We start from the raw sequence: 17,221 nt of genomic DNA, 5'->3' as shown, positions 1-17,221 counted from the left end.
ACTTTAGGAGGGTTTTCAGTGGTTTCAGTTAATGATTTTAAAACAGGTCTTACCGTCGAGGTAGAAGGCGATATTTTCACAGTAATCGAGTTTCAGCATGTTAAGCCAGGTAAAGGCGCGGCATTCGTTCGTTCCAAATTGAAGAACTTGCGTAATGGCAATACAGTTGAAAGAACTTTCCGTGCTGGAGAGTCAATTGGCCGTGCTATCATTGAGAACCGGGCTGTTCAGTACTTGTATAACTCTGGCTCCGAGTATTCCTTCATGGATAACGAAACTTTCGACCAATTTACACTTGATAAAAAACAACTGGAATGGGAAATCAACTTCCTTAAAGAAAACATGACTGTTAACATTGCTAGCTACAATACAGAGATCATTGGTATTACGCTGCCTAACAGTGTGGATTTGAAAGTTGTTGAAACAGAACCTGGAATCAAGGGCAATACGGCAACTGGCGCAACGAAGAGTGCAACAGTTGAAACGGGCCACACGGTACAAGTTCCATTATTCATTAATGAAGGTGACGTTCTTCTGATTGACACGCGTGAGGGTAAATACATTTCCCGTGCTTAATCCTTTGTTCAAATATAAGACAGTATATGTTTTCTCCATACTTTACTTATATTTCAGAGGGAAGAAACTAGCTTCACCGCCAAGGACGGCGTTAGCCGTTTCTTCTTGATCTAGTTATAGTGATTATCGAAAAAGCCGTCAGGTCCTTGCGCCGGGCGGCTTTTGTCATACCCAAAGCCTTACTTCTATGCTATAATCTTATTTTGGATGATTCATTATTTTGTGGATAAGAAATAGAACAATTTGGGAGTGGATCTGCGTTGTCGTTGATAGTAATGAAGTTCGGCGGCAGCTCCGTCGGTTCGACAGAACGGATGCAGCGAGTCGCAAAACGGATTGCCGATTATAAAGAGGCTGGCCATCAAGTCGTTGTCGTAGTTTCAGCAATGGGTGACACCACAGACGATTTAATCGACCAATCAAAGCAGCTTAATCTTAGCCCGCCATCACGTGAAATGGATATGCTGCTGACGACGGGAGAACAAATTTCAGTCGCTCTGCTTTCTATGACGATTCACTCAATCGGTCATAAAGCAATGTCCTTTACGGGCTGGCAGGCTGGTATTCGCACTGAGGCTGTACATGGGAAAGCGCGTATTACCGATATTCGTCCTGATCGTATCATCAATGCGATCGAGGAAGGGAATGCCGTTATTATTGCTGGATTCCAAGGAATGACCGAAGATGGCGAAATAACGACGCTTGGCCGCGGTGGATCTGATACAACAGCTGTCGCACTAGCTGCAGCTATAAAAGCTGATGTTTGTGAGATTTACACAGATGTTGATGGTATTTACTCAACTGATCCGCGTATTGTGAAATGCGCTCGCAAGCTAGATGAAATTTCGTATGACGAAATGCTGGAGCTTGCCAACTTAGGGGCGGCCGTACTTCATCCGCGCGCAGTTGAATATGCCAAGAATTACAACGTACCGTTAGTTGTACGTTCAAGCTTCACGCAAAACGAGGGAACGAGTGTAAAGGAGGAAGCAGTCATGGAGCAAGGGATTGTCGTTCGCGGCATCGCCTATGACAAAAATGTAGCGAGAATCAGCATTTTGGGTGTTGAGGATATTCCGGGTGTGCTCGCTAAAGTATTCGGAGCATTAGCATCAAGCGGTATCGATGTAGATATTATCGTTCAGAGCGGTGTGCAAGAAGGTAAAGCTGATTTTGCTTTCACCGTTTCTTTAGGCGATAAAGAGAAAGCCATTAGCGTGGTAGAAGGAATCCGTAGTGAGGTTCCTTACGAAGAAGTGAATTCGGAAGAGAATTTAGTAAAGGTTTCAATCGTGGGAGCAGGCATGGTTAGCAATCCAGGAGTGGCTGCCAAGATGTTCGAGGCCCTTTATAATCTTGGTATTAGTATCAAGATGGTAACGACTTCCGAAATTCGACTTTCTTGTATCATTGCCGCTGAGCCAGTGCACGAAGTTGTACGCGCTCTTCATACTGCTTATGGTCTTGACACAGCAGAGCAAGCATTTGTCGGTGGCCCTCAAGACCGTCGCTAGCAATCATAACAACATAATTTGTTCATTACACAGACACAAGGACCGCGGGAAAACTGCGGTCCTTGTGTTGTTTTTGCCAAGCTAGAGGTCTGAAAGGGAGGGGCTTGCGGCTTCTCGTACTTGTTTATAGTCGATCAGAAATTAGACTGAATATCTTGAATAATATTGCGGTGATACCGGCAGCCATCAGTGGGCCAACGGGGATGCCGCGGAAAAAGACGATGCCAATGATTGAACCGACAACGAGACCTACGATAAGCTGGGGATCGAGCTTCAGCATCTCTAGTCCTCTGCCGTTTACATAGGTAGCAAGCCCACCACCCACCATAGCCAATATACCTGGCCATGAGGTTAATGCGCTGACAATATCTTTGGTTTGTATACGTTCGGATGCGAAGGGGACTAAGACGCTGAAAGTCAGAAATAACAAACCAAGCTCAAGTCCACGTCTTTCAATAGTCGGTAGGAACCTTTGCAGATGGATAAGCTTGACGATGAGTAAAACACAGGCTGCAGTTGAGATAATCGGCGAACGGCCGATCAGTCCAATAATGATCAGGATAACTAACACAACTTCCCCGCTCATGCTTGTATGCCCCTTCGAAATTCTTGCATCGCCGCTAGATACCTAAATATGCTCACGGCGTCCATATTTCAATGTATGGAACAAGCCTTACGGATATGTCATCCCTGAACAATCATATCGCCTTGCATTCGTGGGACGATTATGCTGCTATCGATTTGACCACATCGTTCAATATCACGTCCATAGCCCATTTTGAGCAGTCTTTTGCCTGTAGAGCTGCGATGGAGAGGCTCCAAGATACGAGTGGATGCATTCTTGTATAGACCTAACATGGCGGCTCCGAAATCATCTGTTTCCACAGCAATACCACTTAATGCTTGCAGCCGATCAATAAACAACCCCGCACATAATCCATCTTCTAGAGCAAAATCGTCATGACTTCCCGCACAGAGCAATACAATATCCCGCTTGAGCTCCAGTGCCATACGCGCACATGCAGAGGCATTAATGATCGCTCCAGCAAGCACATTATCAGCGCGCAGTGCTTTGTGAATCGCACGGGTGCCATTGGTTGTGGTTAGCAAGATTCGTCGATCCTTGACCACTTCGGGGGTGAAATCCTCTGGCGAATTCCCAAGGTCGAACCCAGGAATCTTGCGGCAAAATCTCTCTCCAGCCAGGAGATCACCCTCTTGTTGAAGGGTTCGGGCCTCTAAAACGGTTTCCACTGGATAAACCCCGCTGGCTCCAGATTGCAGAGCTGTAATCATCGTGCTTGTAGCTCTGAGTACGTCAATGACGATCGCAGTTCGGTGGGTGAAGCATTCGGCTTGTGCTTCATTGACGCTGGAAATAACGACAATTTCCATTTGAAATCGAACTTCCTTTCTTAATCCTCGCCACTTTTCTCTCATCTAGAAGGAGGTTCTACATGCATGAAGTTCGATTAAATCATGTAATGAAATGGAGCTGCTTTTGAACCGAAATGGAACGTGTCCGAACGTAATCCTCTTCGCATCGTTTCCAATGACAACACATCAGAAGGCTGGATATTACCCAGATTCACATCTGAGCCGAAGGTTTGCAGCAGCAATACCTGCTGCTGCTTTAGAGGCGTTTCCCACATGATGCGACTGACGTCTCCAAGCATCCGTGTTACGGAATTCAGTACATCCTCGCGGCAATCCCCTTTTTCATCGAATATGCCAACACCGACGCCAGACTCTCGCGCTTCGACGATTAGTACTTCTGCCCCCGCTGCCCAATCTTCATCAGCTGTAACAGCAAGTAAATTAGCATCGATTAACGAACCGTTCAGCTTCTTGCCATATTCTGTTACAACACGAAGTCCGTTCTTAACACCTTCTTGAATGAGAGCAGTTCGTTTGCTCCTCGAAAGCTCAATCGTGCCATCAGAAATTTCGACGCCATTGAATCCAAGGCGGCAAATGGTATTGAAAAAAGTAGGCACAATATCCTGTTGGACAGCTGTTTCTAACAATGTACCGCCTGGCATTACGGTGAGGCCATAACGCTTGGCTAGTTCGATTTTGCTAAGTAAAAGATCGGTCGGGTAGAGCGGAGCAGTTCCAAAGCCGAGCTTAATACAGTCCATATAGTCACCGGCGGTCTCTAGTAAATCTGAGAAAGAATGGCGTCCTAGTCCTTTATCAATAACCATCGTAAGTCCGCGTCCGGTAGTCCGGTGGGCGCTCTGCTCAAGGCTTGCGCGGGCGGACATTCCTCGTTGGCCGCTGGGATCGAACAAAGCTGCCGGCCAACTTGTACGGGGAATGGATCTCATAGAATCAATCTCCTCTTTGTCATTCTTTGATTACCTAAGTCATCTCACTTACGAGAGCAATATATGCAAGGCAAAGGAGGCGCGTGCCCATAATTGCCACATCTGACGCTATGAATGTCGGTATGAATCATAGACAAGCCCGCATAAGCTGTAAAAGACCTCTAAGATATCGGCACATGGGCAGAGCCACACAATAACTCGGATTATGCTTTCGAGGTAAGTTATTGCTTAATAGTGCCTCATAGATATCGGCACTTTGGGCAGAGCCACACAATAACTTGGATTATGCTTTCGAAGTAAGTTATTGCTTAATGGTGCCTCCTAGATATCGGCACATTGGGCAGAGCCACACAATAACTTTTAGGAGGACACGATATGCTGAATAAATTTGTGATGAGTATGGCTTCTTTGCGGGTGCTATCGGGGACGATTGAAATTTGTGCTGCGCTTCTTATGCTGCGGCTTAATCAACTGGATAAAGCGCTTCTTATCAATTCATCGCTTGCACTTGTGGGACCCATCATCCTCATAACAACAACAACAATCGGACTTGTCGGAATGTCGGATAAATTGTCTATGGGCAAAATTGCATGGGTCATAGGAGGTGTGGCTTGTATTCTGATAGGTGTTATAAAAAAGTAGCCTCAGTCTAGTTAATAGAGAAGGTTGATTGTCATATTCAGCCTGATCCCTGAATACACTTGGTATCAAAGATGGACAGACCTGCTCTATAAAACTAGCGATTCACATCACACTCAAATACCGAGAGGAAGGGATTACGCATGCTCATACCGATTACGAACTTGCTGCCTTCCGAGCTTCATGTGATTCTGGGGCGTATCCCTGAGCAAGTGAAGGCGAGCGTTGAGGAAATAAGAATTCGTGAGGGTAAGCCGCTTGAGATCGGTACAGCGGATGGCTTCTGGTTTGTCAGCCCGGCAGGCACCCTTCTCAGCCGACCGGAAGAAGCGTACAAGCCGAGTACGGAGGTCTGCCGCAAGCTGCTCGAGAAAGTGACCAATCATTCCTTATATTCGATGGAGGAAGAGCTTCGTCGAGGCTACATTACAATCGCGGGCGGTCATCGCATTGGCATTGCTGGGCGCACAGTTCTTGAGAATGGAACGGTACGAGGGATTCGGGATGTTGCAGCCTTTAATTTGCGGATTGCCCGTGAGGTTATTGGCGCTGCTGCAAGTATCCTGCCTAAGCTTCTGGATATTAACAGACGCTCTATCCTCCCAGTTCTTATAATCGCACCCCCACAGCAGGGGAAAACAACATTTGTTCGGGATCTTGCTAGGGCGGTAAGCAGCGGGGCATGGGGTCATCCTGCTGCTGCAGGGTGGACGGGCCGTAAAGTGGGTATCGTTGATGAACGCTCCGAGATTGCGGCATGTGTAAGAGGTGTGCCGACCTTTAATGTGGGTCCGCGAACAGATGTCATGGATGCTTGCCCGAAGGCCGAAGGGATGATGATGATGCTCCGTTCTATGTCGCCTGAGGTCATCATTGTGGATGAGATTGGCCGCGATGAGGATGCGGATGCCATTCTGGATGCCAGCCATGCCGGAATCTCAGTCATTGCAACTGCTCACGCGAATGATATCGAAGATGCGCGCGGGCGCCCAGTGCTGAGACGATTGCTAGAAGAGGGAGCCTTTAAGCTCTGTGTTGAGCTTCGGCGCAGCACCGCAGGAGGAATTACAAGCCGCGTTGTACCTGCCCTCGCAGCAGGACGAGCACCCACAGCTCGCGAACCTACAACTACCAAAGGGGGCGGTGCCTTTGGTTAAGCTAATCGGTGCTGCTCTGATCTTGTTCGCGGGTACGATGATTGGATTTATGCAAGCTTCTCGTTTTGCATCAAGGCCTCGTCAGATTCGCCAGCTCGGCTATGCCCTTCAACGGCTTGAGACGGAGATCGGTTATGGATATACCCCGCTTCCTGAGGCCATTGGACGCTGTGCCGCTCATCTATCCGAGCCAGCTGCTGCGTTGCTCCGCGGGGTCAATCAACGGCTTAGTGAAGGGAATGAACTTACTTTCAAAGAATGCTGGGAACAATCGGTTACTGCAATTTGGCCGGGGACAGCAATGAAAGCTGCTGAGCAATCCGCACTTATCCGTCTTGGAGCAACACTTGGCATTAGTGATCGCGAGGATCAAATAAAGCACTTGCGTCTTGCAATGCAGCAGCTAAAGGCAGAGGAAGACACAGCGCGGGATGATCAAGCGCGGTATGAGAAAATGTGGAAAAGCCTCGGGGTTCTCATCGCGGCGCTTGTCGTCATTTTGATCGTTTAGTGGGGTGCCGAATGAATGGATATTGATGTGAGTGCCATTTTTCAAATTGCGGGAATCGGAATTGTTATTGCTATGATTCATACCGTTTTGAAGCAAATGGGCAAAGAGGATATGGCGCACTGGGTGACACTCATCGGATTTGTGGTGGTGCTGTTCATGGTTGTACGGATGCTGAATGAATTGTTTCAAGAAATTAAAACGATCTTCTTATTTCAATAAATGCGAAGCAGCAGGGCGGGTGAAACGGACGTGGAAATGATCCAGATCGTCGGCCTTGGGCTGATATCGACCGTACTGATCTTGGTCGTGCGTGAGCAAAAGCCAATGTTCGCGTTTTTACTCGCCGCTTTTACCGGGTTGTTCATCTTCTTGTACGTCATTGGCAAAATAGAAGCGGTTATTCAGGTGCTGGAGCAGCTTGCAGATCGTTCGGGTATTCCATCTATTTATCTGAAAACCATACTGAAAATCATCGGCATCGCTTATATCGCAGAGTTCGGTTCTCAGATCGTGAGGGATGCTGGTCAGGAAGGCATTGCATCCAAAATCGAATTTGCCGGCAAGGTGCTCATCCTTGTCTTGGCAGTTCCGATTATAAGCGTAATCGTCGAAACTGTACTCGGCCTTCTGCCGGCGGGAGGTTGATGCAAAAGTGAGACTCCAAGCGCTCCGGTTTCCACCTATGCTGGCAACAGCCATCCTGCTGCTGCTGACCTTGATTCCGCTTCTTACGGCTGTAATGACAGAACCAACTCAAGCATCGGCTGCTGCTCCGAATAATGGGGATTCATCTTCCCAGGCCGTGCAGCAGAATACCACCTCTAGCACTCCGAATATGCTGCCGAATCAAGATGCTTCGAGCGTCAATGATAGCTTGGCGGGCGAACAATTGAAAGGTATTCATACCGAGGCTGTTGAGACCTACTGGAATCGGCTGATGAAGGATTACGGCGGATTTTTCCCGGATCAAAAGGTACCTAGCTTCATGGAGATGATCATGCCAGGAGGTGAAGGGCTTAAATTAACGACCGTGCTTGCTGGATTGCTTCGTTATGCCCTTCATGAGGTGCTCTACAACGGGAAACTGCTCGTTACGATTGTGATTTTGACGGTATTCAGTATGATGCTGGAGACGATGCAAACCGCATTCGAACGCAATGCAGTTAGTAAAGTTGCTTATAGCATTACTTACATGGTCATGATCGTGCTGGCGGTGAATAGCTTCAATGTGGCAATTGATTATGCGAAGGATGCCATTACGGGAATGATTCAGTTCATGATGGCGATGGTGCCGCTGCTTCTCACGCTATTAGCAACGATGGGCAGTGTCGTTACGGTATCGGTCCTGCATCCCTTAATTATTTTTATGATTCACGCGGTAGGCACCGTCATCTATACCCTTGTATTCCCGCTGCTCTTCTTCTCGGCAGTCCTGCACATTGCCAGCGCAATATCAGACAAATTCAAAGTAACTCAGCTTGCGAATGTCCTCCGTAATTTCAGCGTTGGGCTGATGGGCGTTATGTTGACTGTTTTCCTTGGTGTCATATCGGTACAGGGGGCAACGGGCTCGGTAACGGACGGGGTAACAATGCGAACGGCGAAGTTTATAACGGGCAATTTCGTGCCTGTCATTGGCCGGACGTTCTCCGATGCAGCGGATACTGTCATGTCAGCTTCACTGCTCGTAAAGAATGCGATTGGTCTAGCGGGTGTTGTTATTTTGCTTTTCTTATGCGCCTTCCCAGCGATCAAAATATTGACGCTTGCGCTCATTTATAACGTATCCGCAGCAGTCCTGCAGCCGCTGGGTGACAGCCCGATTGTGGGCTGCTTGCAGACAATAGGCAAGACGCTCATTTACGTGTTTGCAGCTTTGGCAGCGGTTGGCCTTATGTTCTTCCTAGCGGTAACCATCATTCTAACGGCTGGCAATGCTACGGTTATGATTCGGTGAAACAGTGTGGTTAAGCAGAGGCGAATGATAATGTGACAAAGGAGGAGGCCGCATGCTTGGCTGGCTTAGTTCTTGGTTGCAGCAAATTATTGCCGTCGTGCTGCTTGCTGGCTTAATCGATTTGCTTCTACCTAACAAAGCGATGCAGCGATACGTGCGCTTGGTCGCCGGACTTATTATTTTATTAACGATATTGACGCCGATCATTCGTCTACTGCATGGAGATTTCAGTGCGAAGCTCGATCAGGATGTAGCTGGCTGGTTTCAAGGGGAGAAGACAAGAGATGTACGGATGCCGACGCTGGACGACATTAAGAAGGATGCCTCTGATCTCAAGAAGAAACAGCAGGGAGCTGCTTTATCTTTAACACAGCGGAAACTGACCGAAGAGATGCGAAGCCAAATTGAACGGCGGACTAATCGTAAAGTAGAGGGAGTAGCCCTCGAGCTAGAGGCTGTCACGACAGGTATTACCGCAGGGGCGCTCATTAAATCAGTCACCGTCACGTTCTCTACCAAGCCGCCAGAATCAGCAGGTGACTCCAGGACAGACAAGAGCGAAACAGGTCGTTCGGATTCAGTAGCAGTCATAGCAGAACCTATCGAAGAAGTCCCAACCGTTTCAGTTAATGTGCAGGTAGAAAATCGTGGAACAAGCCCTGAGGAAAGTCAAAACAGAGGCAGCGATTATATACCGGTGAATCGTTCTCTAGCGGATACCGTTAAACAAGTTCTACAGGATCAATGGTCAGTCGAACCGGGCATCGTCTCTGTTGTAGAACGGAAAGGGGATGGCTTGGCAGAGCAATAACGAAGGGAGAGAAGGTCATTGGCCAAATGGTTAGAAGGACTCGAGTCGGTCGTTGGCGGAGGTCCAGGAGGTCCCAAGCGAGTGAGAACGCTGCGCTGGCTTCTGGTCATTGGCGGAATTGGTGCGATGCTGATGCTGATGAATTCTTTTCTATCGTTCAAAAATGTCGATCCATCCCCGCAGCAGCCAGAGGCATCAGCGGTGAGTGCAGATCAATCAGCGTTAGGGCGTAATTCGGACGGAGATTCATTTGAATCTATCGAGCAGCCTCTGGAAATTCGTTTAAAAGAAATTTTAGAGAAAATCGTTGGTGTTGGCTCAGTCGATGTGCTGCTAACCATTGATTCTACAGAGGAAGTTGTGGTTGAACGCAACGACAAAGAATCTCAGCAAGTTACGAATGAAACAGACAAAAGTGGTGGGAAACGAAACATGACCTCTATTACGAAGGATGGACAAGTGGTACTCTACCAAACTTCGAATAGCCAGTCGCCGATCATTCAGAAAAGAATTAAACCAAAAATTCGGGGGGTTCTCATCGTCGCAAAGGGTGCTGAGAATATGACGGTAAGACATCTCATTATGGACGCGGTAGAAAAAGGTATTAATGTTCCAGTTAACCGAATCTCGGTTGTACCCAAAAAGCATCAATAAAACTTGAAAGAATATAAGGGAGGCAATTATCAATGAATACGAAAAGACAAACGGTTTGGCTCGTATCGATGCTGAGTTTAATGGTCATTCTATCTGCTTACTATCTATTTACAGAGGATGTGAATAAATCCTCAGATCTATTAACAACAGACGGAACGAAGCAGCAAGTGCAAACGGATGCGACGGAAGCAGCAGGGACAGCAACTAATTCTGATGGAATTAACGTTACAGAAGTAACAAAGCAAGGGACCACAGGAAAAGATTCTACATCGGCTCCTCTAGTGACAGAAAACAAAGATGCCGTGAAAGATGCAGCCGCTTTGAATAAAGAAGATCAGGCTGTACTTGACAAACTTGAAGCATCTGGAGCTGTAAGCAGCGTGTTCAGTCAATTGCAAGAAAAACGCGATGAGAAATTTAAAGAAGACTATAACAAAGTGTATGGCGTCATATCGGATACGAAACAAAATGAGGAAGATGCCGGCAAGGCAATTGAGCAGCTGAACCAGCTTGATGACAAGAGCGCAAAGATCATAGGACTGGAAGAAGAACTTCAGAAACAATATAATAACGTCGCGGTTTCTCCGGAACAAAATAATAAATATAAGGTTGTTGTGCAAAGTAAAAAGCTCGAAAGAAGCCAGGCCGATAGTATTATGATGCTGGTGATCAAGGAGCTGGGTGTCACCGCTGATCAGGTATCCGTACAATACGTACAATAACGAATTCGGAAGGAGCCACGCTGCTTGAATCAAGCGGTGGGGCTTTTTTCCATTAAGGCGATGTAAAAAATGGGTACGTGTTCCGTCATGTTTGTGCTATAATAGGTCTGTTATGTACAAGTTTTGGTATTCAGTTACTTAGAAAACATTTAGGAGTGAAACAATGTTCAAGCTAAGCGAGATTAAAGAACTGATCAAGCTGGTTGATCAAACATCAGTACAAGAACTAGAAATTGAAAACGAAGGCGCACGCCTGCTTATTCGCAAGCCGGGCAAAACAGAAGTGGTTAACGTGCAATCCGCGTCGATCGTACCTACATATATGCAGGCCTACCAACCCCCAGCAACACAGCCTGAAGTAGCCTCGACAGCTCAAGCTCCAGCAGCGGCTCAGCCTGCTATAACAACAAATTACCATCAAATCGTTTCACCAATGGTCGGTACTTTCTACCATGCCTCATCACCTGAGAATGGTCCTTTCGTAAAAGTGGGCGATCGCATTCACGAGAAGTCCGTCGTATGTATTCTAGAAGCAATGAAGCTGATGAACGAACTTGAAGCGGAAGTTCGCGGAGAAATTGTCGAGATACTCGTTCAGAACGGACAGCTTGTAGAGTTCGGACAGCCCTTGTTCCTAGTAAAACCGGAGTAAGCCGGTCACACAGCGAATGGAACAAATGGGTATGAAAGGAGCTTTAAACGTGAAATTCAATAAAATATTAATTGCAAATCGGGGCGAAATTGCAGTTCGGATTATTCGCGCTTGCCGCGAGCTCGGCATTCAGACGGTAGCTGTATACTCGGAGGCAGATCGTGAATCTCTTCATGTTCGTCTTGCCGATGAAGCTTACTGTATTGGACCCGTTGCTTCCAAGGACAGCTATTTGAACCTAACGAATATAATGAGCGTTGCAACATTAACCGAATGTGATGCCATTCATCCGGGGTATGGATTTCTAGCTGAGAATGCGAATTTCGCAGAAATTTGTGAATCCTGCAATGTGGTTTTCATCGGTCCATCGCCGCAAGCCATCAGTAAAATGGGTGACAAAGCGGTTGCGAAGCAAACGATGAAGGAAGCGGATGTTCCAATCATTCCGGGCTCTGATGGTCTTGTTGAAGATTTGGATGAAGCCATTCGTGTCGCTCGTGAGATTGGTTATCCGGTTATCATTAAAGCAACAGCAGGTGGCGGTGGTAAGGGGATCCGAGTCGCTGAAGACGAAGAAACCTTGATCGCTCAAATTACAAATGCCCAGCAGGAAGCGCAGAAAGCATTTGGAAATGCCGGCGTTTACTTAGAGAAATACTTGACTGGCATGAAGCATGTTGAGATTCAGATCATGGCAGATAAGCATGGGAATGCCGTTCACTTGTTCGAGCGAGATTGCTCCGTTCAACGTCGACGTCAGAAGCTTGTTGAGGAAGCACCTTGTTCCATTCTCAGCCCTGAACTGCGTGAGCGTATGGGTCAAGCTGCGGTTCGTGCTGCACTCGCTGTTCAATATTCGGGAGCTGGCACGTTGGAATTTTTACTTGGACAAGACGGTAATTTCTATTTCATGGAAATGAATACTCGAATACAGGTTGAGCATCCGGTAACTGAAATGATAACGGGCGTCGATCTGATTAAAGAGATGATTTCTGTAGCAGAAGGAAATCCATTGTCGATTACGCAAGATGAACTAGCTATTAACGGTTGGTCTATCGAGTGTCGGATTAATGCCGAGGATTCAGATCGTAATTTTATGCCATCTCCAGGTCAAATTCAGTTTTATTTGCCGCCTGGTGGACTTGGAGTGCGGGTGGATAGTGCAGCATATCCGGGCTATACCATATCGCCTCATTATGATTCGATGATTGCCAAGTTGATTGTTTGGGGAGCAACTCGTGAGGATGCTATCGCTCGAATGAAACGGGCGCTTGCTGAATTTGCGATTGATGGTATTCGTACGACAATTCCTTTTCATATGAAATTGCTTAGTCACCCCAAGTTTCTGAAGGGTGACTTCGATATTAAGTTTCTTGAGGATTACGACGTAAACAATCCTGAAGAATAGAGGGAGCTTGAACGCTTCTAAAGTAACGACTTTCCTTCAAAGAAAAGTCGTCCAAGTTTGTCATATTTCCACCAGAATGCTATAGTATAGGAATAAGATGCGGATGAGCTATCGGCCCTAAAGGCAGGCGCCGCGCAACTTTACGGGAGGTGTAGGATAACCATGAGTACGTTAGCAGCGGACTATGAAAAGACCGACATGGGCACTATTCAAATCGCACCCGAAGTCATAGAGATCATCGCAGGACTTGCAACAATCGAAGTTCAAGGCGTTGCAGGAATGAGTGGCGGATTTGCTGGAGGCATTGCTGAGCTATTGGGACGCAAAAATTTGTCAAAGGGCGTCAAAGTTGAAGTTGGACAGCGCGAAGCGGCTGTAGATGTTTCCATTATTGTAGAATACGGGAATCGGATTCCACAGATTGCATCTGATATTCAGCATAATGTGAAGCGTTCCATCGAAACAATGACCGGTTTGCATGTTGTAGAAGTGAATGTACATATCCATGACGTTCATTTTAAGACGATTGAAAAAGAAGAAGAAGAAGAACTGTTGCTGCGCGTCAAATAACGCAGAAGCATACAGAAGAATGATCGCATACCCCCTAGTGGTTGGGCTTGCCGCTCGGCACTTGGGGGTTTTATCTAGTCCGCCCCAAGGAGGAATCTCTCGTTGATTAGAGTGTTGGACAAGCTGTTATTATTTGTGTATAGCCTAGCGATCGGTGCAGTGGCAGTAATAGCCTTTTGCGCAGGTTTCAATTGGTTCCCGGAAGACTGGCTGAATAATTTAGTTCACAATTTGTACAATGGCACATCAGAATGGCTGCAAGTGACAGTGATTGCAGTTTCGGCTGCATTGTTTCTCATCAGTCTGCGGTTTTTTTATGTTTCTCTTCGTCGCAGCAATGCATCGGCACCTTCCATTGATCAAAGGACGGAATTTGGAGATATTCGGATTTCACTTGAGACGGTTGAGAATTTGGCATTGAAAGCTGCTGCGCGTCAGCGTGGCGTGAAGGATTTACGAGCACGCATTCATATTAGCGAAGCGGGTATCGATATTTCGTTACGTGCAATAGCGGATGGCGAGAGCTCCATTCCGACGCTTACCGAAGAAATTCAACGGGCTGTTAAAGAGCATGTAGAGGAGATTACTGGCATCCCGGTGGCAACGGTATCGGTGTTTGTAGCTAACATCATCCAAACGGCAAACTTTAAGAGTCGCGTGGAATAGGGGTGATGCCGATGTGGAAGGAAATCTGGACAACCTATGGTGGTCGGATCGCTGGAGTCACTTTAGGTGTTATTCTTGGACTTCTTTATTTCATCGTAGGATTTTGGGATATGCTTTTCTTTGCTTTTCTTCTGTGCTTAGGTTATACGTTTGGGAAGATGAAAGATGAACAAAGCGGTCCTATCATTCCGTGGCAAAGGCTGACGGAATGGCTCATGCAGAGATGGAGACCATTTAAATAGTAATATGATCTCCTCCGTACCCCGGACGTATTGGACACGTCTGTTCGGGGCAGGGAGGAGATCATATTTTCTCGACATATTAGAACTGGACTGTCAGGAGGCCCCATGAAACGAAGGCTCGCACGGGAGATTGTGGTACAAAGCTTGTACCAAATGGAAATGAATGAGGACGCTACGGCCGAGGATGCCGTAAGCATGATTATTGATGAGGTAAATGAAGAGAACGAAATCGAAGCGAATGCAGCGGACGTGAGTCGCATCGATCAGCATGTTAGAGCTATGGTGCTGGAAGTATCGGAGAAGAAAGCAGCTATTGATGATATGCTGCAGGACTATTTGACGGGTTGGCAGGTAGATCGGCTATCACGTGTGGATCGTCAAATTCTTCGATTGGCATGTTTCGAGTTGGTGTTTAAGGATGATGTTCCTCCCAAAGCGGTCATCAATGAGGCTATTGAGCTGGCTAAGCATTTCGGTACAGAGGAGTCCGGCAAGTTCGTAAACGGTGTTCTAGGCCGTCTTCTCCAAGCACTAGATCAACTCAAGCCTAAAGCATAATCACAAAAGCTATAGAAGCGAGGTCTTGTTATGTGCGCACAACGAATTGAAGGTAAAGCAATATCCGATGCAATACGTGTTGAAATTGGCGAAGAAGCGGCTAAGCTTGCTGCCCGCGGTATCGTTCCTGGGTTAGCCGTCGTTCTAGTCGGTGACGACCCGGCTTCCAAGGTTTATGTAGGCAGCAAAGCAAAGGCTTGTGAGCAGCTTGGCTACTATTCGGAGGTTCATCGCTTGGAAGCAGCAGCTTCTCAAGATGAGCTCCTTCAATTGATTGATAAACTAAATAATCAATCGAATATTCACGGTATATTGGTTCAGCTTCCTCTACCTAAACATATCGATGAGAAATCGGTTATCGATGCCATTAGTGTTGCAAAAGACGTAGATGGTTTCCATCCGGTTAGTGTTGGTAACTTAGTTATTGGCGATGATAGCTTGCTTCCATGTACGCCTGCTGGGGTAATTGAACTTATTAAGCGGAGTGGAATCGAGATTGCAGGCAAACATGCCGTTGTTATCGGAAGAAGCAACATCGTAGGGAAACCAGTAGCAATGCTTCTGCTTCGTGAGCATGCTACAGTTACGATTTGCCACTCCCGCACGGCTGATATGGAAGCCATTGCGAAGACGGCGGATATTCTTGTAGTAGCGATCGGCAAAGCGAAGGCAATCGGTCGTTCTTTTGTAAAACCAGGTGCGATTGTTATTGATGTCGGTATCAATCGATTGTCAGATGGCAAGCTTGCTGGAGACGTGGATTACGATGACGTTCTGGATACAGCGGGTTACGTTACTCCAGTTCCTGGTGGCGTTGGACCAATGACCATTACGATGCTGATGCTTAACACGTTAAAAGCAGCGAAACAACAAAATCAAATCGAGGAGTGACGAATCCGAATGGCAGACGGTTCGCGCATTTTTTCGATCAAAGACATCAATCACTATATCCGTTTGAAGCTGGAATCGGATCAATTACTCGGTGATGTTTGGCTCCGAGGAGAGATTTCCAATTTTACGCATCATTCAAGTGGACATATGTATTTTACATTGAAGGATAAGGATAGCCGTCTCAAATGTATCATGTTTGCTTCTCATAATCAGAAGCTTCCTTTTCTACCCAAAGAAGGCACAAAGGTTCTGGCGCGCGGGAATATTTCCGTGTTTGAACGAGATGGTGCTTATCAATTCTATGTGACCCAAATGCAGCCGGATGGGATAGGCAGCTTATATTTGGCTTATGAGCAGCTGAAGCGTAAGCTTGAAGCGGAAGGGCTATTTGATGCTTCACGCAAACGATTAATACCGCGTTTTCCAACTGCGATTGGAGTTATAACATCACCAACTGGAGCTGCTGTGCGAGATATAATAATTACACTGCAGCGCCGCCACCCTTCCGTGTCGGTGCTGCTTTTTCCCGTGCTTGTTCAAGGAATAGGTGCAGCGCCAGCGATTGTAAAAGCCATCGAGATGATGAACCAAATGTCCGAAGTAGACGTATTAATTGTAGGACGAGGCGGGGGATCGCTCGAAGAGCTTTGGGCTTTTAACGAGGAGTCGGTCGCACGCAGTATTGCCTCCTCAACAATTCCGGTTATATCGGCGGTGGGTCACGAAACGGATTTCACCATCGCTGACTTTGTAGCAGACTTACGCGCTGCAACGCCAACCGCTGCTGCAGAATTGGCGGTTCCTAACCTTCTTGACCTCCAGTCTCAGCTTAATCAGCTTCGTTCGAGAATGCTGCAAACGTTACGTATGACACTGAGGAATCGTAAGGAACAGCTCGCACGTGTGAAGAGATCGCCGTTGTTTGGGAATCCTCGAAGATATATTTTGCAGCAGGCAGAGAGGTTAGATCGCCTGAAGGAGCGGCTGGAATCGCGGACGTACAGGCAGACGGAGAGAAGTCGGGAGAAGTTCATGCGACTGCATGCTTCTCTTGCCAGTATGCACCCCGGAGAGAAAGCAGCTTTTGCAGCAAAACGATTGCAAGGAGCTACCAGGCGACTGGAGGCCTCCATGTATACAGGGATGAAGCAGCGCCGAATGCATGTAACGTCAGCGATCCGTCAGCTCGATGCTTTAAGTCCGCTTAAGGTCATGTCTCGTGGTTATAGTCTTGTCTATGACGACAAAGAAAAGCAGCTGATTAAGTCGATTCATGATGTACAGCTGGGCGATTCGATCAAAGTGAAGCTCTCCGACGGGCACTTGGAATGTCAGGTTTGGGAGATGAAAGGGGAGTCGTAAA

Annotated in this window: 22 protein-coding genes; 19 read left to right on the top strand and 3 right to left on the bottom strand. The window is 47.1% G+C overall.

The genetic code is table 11. From position 1 onward, the window contains the following. Window positions 1-18: 18 nt before the first annotated feature. The gene (gene efp / locus EKN16_RS12080; protein ID WP_125657123.1) at window positions 19-576 is read left to right on the top strand and encodes an elongation factor P; all 558 of its coding nucleotides are present in this window, start codon (window positions 19-21) and stop codon (window positions 574-576) included. Between the two features lie 260 nt (window positions 577-836). Continuing rightward, window positions 837-2,090, top strand: coding sequence for an aspartate kinase (locus tag EKN16_RS12075; protein ID WP_125657120.1), 1,254 nt, complete (start codon window positions 837-839; stop codon window positions 2,088-2,090). A 124-nt stretch (window positions 2,091-2,214) separates the two neighbouring features. Here EKN16_RS12075 and EKN16_RS12070 read toward each other — a convergent pair whose 3' ends face one another. The 3 genes from EKN16_RS12070 to comA all read right to left on the bottom strand — a co-directional run bounded on the left by EKN16_RS12070 (window position 2,215) and on the right by comA (window position 4,420). Further along, window positions 2,215-2,676 carry a DUF441 domain-containing protein gene (locus EKN16_RS12070; protein ID WP_125657117.1) on the bottom strand — a complete coding sequence of 154 codons (462 nt, stop codon included), beginning with the start codon at window positions 2,674-2,676 and terminating at the stop codon, window positions 2,215-2,217. A gap of 98 nt (window positions 2,677-2,774) precedes the next feature. After that, window positions 2,775-3,485 (bottom strand): 2-phosphosulfolactate phosphatase, encoded by a 711-nt coding sequence (locus EKN16_RS12065; RefSeq protein ID WP_125657114.1) that lies wholly within the window; start codon window positions 3,483-3,485, stop codon window positions 2,775-2,777. 77 nt (window positions 3,486-3,562) lie between these two features. Then, window positions 3,563-4,420 (bottom strand): phosphosulfolactate synthase, encoded by an 858-nt coding sequence (comA, locus tag EKN16_RS12060; RefSeq protein WP_125657111.1) that lies wholly within the window; start codon window positions 4,418-4,420, stop codon window positions 3,563-3,565. 375 nt (window positions 4,421-4,795) lie between these two features. On the opposite strand from comA, the gene EKN16_RS12055 reads away from it, so the two are divergent. The 17 genes from EKN16_RS12055 (at window position 4,796) to xseA (ending at window position 17,220) form a co-directional block, all read left to right on the top strand. Next, window positions 4,796-5,062: a YqhV family protein gene (locus EKN16_RS12055; protein WP_125657108.1), complete on the top strand. Its 267-nt coding sequence runs from the start codon at window positions 4,796-4,798 to the stop codon at window positions 5,060-5,062. Between the two features lie 140 nt (window positions 5,063-5,202). Continuing rightward, window positions 5,203-6,216 carry a stage III sporulation protein AA gene (gene spoIIIAA / locus EKN16_RS12050; RefSeq protein WP_125657106.1) on the top strand — a complete coding sequence of 338 codons (1,014 nt, stop codon included), beginning with the start codon at window positions 5,203-5,205 and terminating at the stop codon, window positions 6,214-6,216. Further along, on the top strand, window positions 6,209-6,727 hold the full coding sequence (gene spoIIIAB, locus EKN16_RS12045) for a stage III sporulation protein SpoIIIAB (RefSeq protein WP_125657103.1): 519 nt from the start codon (window positions 6,209-6,211) through the stop codon (window positions 6,725-6,727). The genes spoIIIAA and spoIIIAB overlap by 8 nt, the downstream gene beginning before the upstream one ends. A gap of 15 nt (window positions 6,728-6,742) precedes the next feature. After that, window positions 6,743-6,946 carry a stage III sporulation protein AC gene (spoIIIAC, locus tag EKN16_RS12040; protein ID WP_125657100.1) on the top strand — a complete coding sequence of 68 codons (204 nt, stop codon included), beginning with the start codon at window positions 6,743-6,745 and terminating at the stop codon, window positions 6,944-6,946. A 30-nt stretch (window positions 6,947-6,976) separates the two neighbouring features. After that, on the top strand, window positions 6,977-7,372 hold the full coding sequence (spoIIIAD, locus tag EKN16_RS12035; RefSeq protein ID WP_125666167.1) for a stage III sporulation protein AD: 396 nt from the start codon (window positions 6,977-6,979) through the stop codon (window positions 7,370-7,372). Between the two features lie 7 nt (window positions 7,373-7,379). After that, window positions 7,380-8,684, top strand: coding sequence for a stage III sporulation protein AE (gene spoIIIAE, locus EKN16_RS12030; protein WP_232016371.1), 1,305 nt, complete (start codon window positions 7,380-7,382; stop codon window positions 8,682-8,684). Window positions 8,685-8,736: 52 nt separating this feature from the next. Beyond that, a complete protein-coding gene (gene spoIIIAF, locus EKN16_RS12025; RefSeq protein WP_125657097.1) occupies window positions 8,737-9,495 on the top strand; it encodes a stage III sporulation protein AF in 759 nt (252 codons plus the stop codon). Window positions 9,496-9,513: 18 nt separating this feature from the next. Then, entirely contained in the window at window positions 9,514-10,149 is a 636-nt protein-coding gene (spoIIIAG, locus tag EKN16_RS12020) for a stage III sporulation protein AG (protein WP_125657094.1), read from the top strand. Between the two features lie 32 nt (window positions 10,150-10,181). After that, entirely contained in the window at window positions 10,182-10,871 is a 690-nt protein-coding gene (locus EKN16_RS12015) for a SpoIIIAH-like family protein (protein WP_125657092.1), read from the top strand. Window positions 10,872-11,034: 163 nt separating this feature from the next. Beyond that, the gene (gene accB, locus EKN16_RS12010; protein ID WP_125657089.1) at window positions 11,035-11,523 is read left to right on the top strand and encodes an acetyl-CoA carboxylase biotin carboxyl carrier protein; all 489 of its coding nucleotides are present in this window, start codon (window positions 11,035-11,037) and stop codon (window positions 11,521-11,523) included. A gap of 49 nt (window positions 11,524-11,572) precedes the next feature. Then, window positions 11,573-12,931: an acetyl-CoA carboxylase biotin carboxylase subunit gene (gene accC / locus EKN16_RS12005; protein WP_125657086.1), complete on the top strand. Its 1,359-nt coding sequence runs from the start codon at window positions 11,573-11,575 to the stop codon at window positions 12,929-12,931. Window positions 12,932-13,093: 162 nt separating this feature from the next. Next, on the top strand, window positions 13,094-13,501 hold the full coding sequence (locus EKN16_RS12000; protein WP_125657083.1) for an Asp23/Gls24 family envelope stress response protein: 408 nt from the start codon (window positions 13,094-13,096) through the stop codon (window positions 13,499-13,501). 102 nt (window positions 13,502-13,603) lie between these two features. Further along, window positions 13,604-14,167: an alkaline shock response membrane anchor protein AmaP gene (amaP, locus tag EKN16_RS11995; RefSeq protein WP_125657080.1), complete on the top strand. Its 564-nt coding sequence runs from the start codon at window positions 13,604-13,606 to the stop codon at window positions 14,165-14,167. 11 nt (window positions 14,168-14,178) lie between these two features. Next, window positions 14,179-14,409 (top strand): DUF2273 domain-containing protein, encoded by a 231-nt coding sequence (locus EKN16_RS11990; protein WP_375782061.1) that lies wholly within the window; start codon window positions 14,179-14,181, stop codon window positions 14,407-14,409. 105 nt (window positions 14,410-14,514) lie between these two features. Next, window positions 14,515-14,967, top strand: a complete 453-nt coding sequence (gene nusB, locus EKN16_RS11985) for a transcription antitermination factor NusB (RefSeq protein ID WP_125657075.1) — start codon at window positions 14,515-14,517, stop codon at window positions 14,965-14,967. 30 nt (window positions 14,968-14,997) lie between these two features. Further along, entirely contained in the window at window positions 14,998-15,858 is an 861-nt protein-coding gene (gene folD, locus EKN16_RS11980) for a bifunctional methylenetetrahydrofolate dehydrogenase/methenyltetrahydrofolate cyclohydrolase FolD (protein WP_125657072.1), read from the top strand. A 9-nt stretch (window positions 15,859-15,867) separates the two neighbouring features. Then, window positions 15,868-17,220: an exodeoxyribonuclease VII large subunit gene (gene xseA / locus EKN16_RS11975; protein ID WP_125657069.1), complete on the top strand. Its 1,353-nt coding sequence runs from the start codon at window positions 15,868-15,870 to the stop codon at window positions 17,218-17,220. Window position 17,221 lies beyond the last annotated feature (1 nt).

The sequence above is a fragment of the Paenibacillus baekrokdamisoli genome (assembly GCF_003945345.1).
Taxonomy (GTDB): domain Bacteria; phylum Bacillota; class Bacilli; order Paenibacillales; family Paenibacillaceae; genus Paenibacillus_Z; species Paenibacillus_Z baekrokdamisoli.
Note: the sequence above shows the minus strand (reverse complement) of the source record. Positions and strands in the feature narration are given on the sequence as shown.

Coding starts and splice junctions, on each gene's coding strand:
- spoIIIAA (WP_125657106.1), top strand. CDS start 5,203: ATGCTCATACCGATTACGAACTTGCTGCCTTCCGAGCTTCATGTGATT.
- EKN16_RS12000 (WP_125657083.1), top strand. CDS start 13,094: ATGAGTACGTTAGCAGCGGACTATGAAAAGACCGACATGGGCACTATT.
- folD (WP_125657072.1), top strand. CDS start 14,998: ATGTGCGCACAACGAATTGAAGGTAAAGCAATATCCGATGCAATACGT.
- EKN16_RS12055 (WP_125657108.1), top strand. CDS start 4,796: ATGCTGAATAAATTTGTGATGAGTATGGCTTCTTTGCGGGTGCTATCG.
- xseA (WP_125657069.1), top strand. CDS start 15,868: ATGGCAGACGGTTCGCGCATTTTTTCGATCAAAGACATCAATCACTAT.
- nusB (WP_125657075.1), top strand. CDS start 14,515: ATGAAACGAAGGCTCGCACGGGAGATTGTGGTACAAAGCTTGTACCAA.
- spoIIIAC (WP_125657100.1), top strand. CDS start 6,743: ATGGATATTGATGTGAGTGCCATTTTTCAAATTGCGGGAATCGGAATT.
- EKN16_RS11990 (WP_375782061.1), top strand. CDS start 14,179: ATGTGGAAGGAAATCTGGACAACCTATGGTGGTCGGATCGCTGGAGTC.
- spoIIIAF (WP_125657097.1), top strand. CDS start 8,737: ATGCTTGGCTGGCTTAGTTCTTGGTTGCAGCAAATTATTGCCGTCGTG.
- EKN16_RS12065 (WP_125657114.1), bottom strand. CDS start 3,485: ATGGAAATTGTCGTTATTTCCAGCGTCAATGAAGCACAAGCCGAATGC.
- EKN16_RS12015 (WP_125657092.1), top strand. CDS start 10,182: ATGAATACGAAAAGACAAACGGTTTGGCTCGTATCGATGCTGAGTTTA.
- comA (WP_125657111.1), bottom strand. CDS start 4,420: ATGAGATCCATTCCCCGTACAAGTTGGCCGGCAGCTTTGTTCGATCCC.
- accB (WP_125657089.1), top strand. CDS start 11,035: ATGTTCAAGCTAAGCGAGATTAAAGAACTGATCAAGCTGGTTGATCAA.
- EKN16_RS12070 (WP_125657117.1), bottom strand. CDS start 2,676: ATGAGCGGGGAAGTTGTGTTAGTTATCCTGATCATTATTGGACTGATC.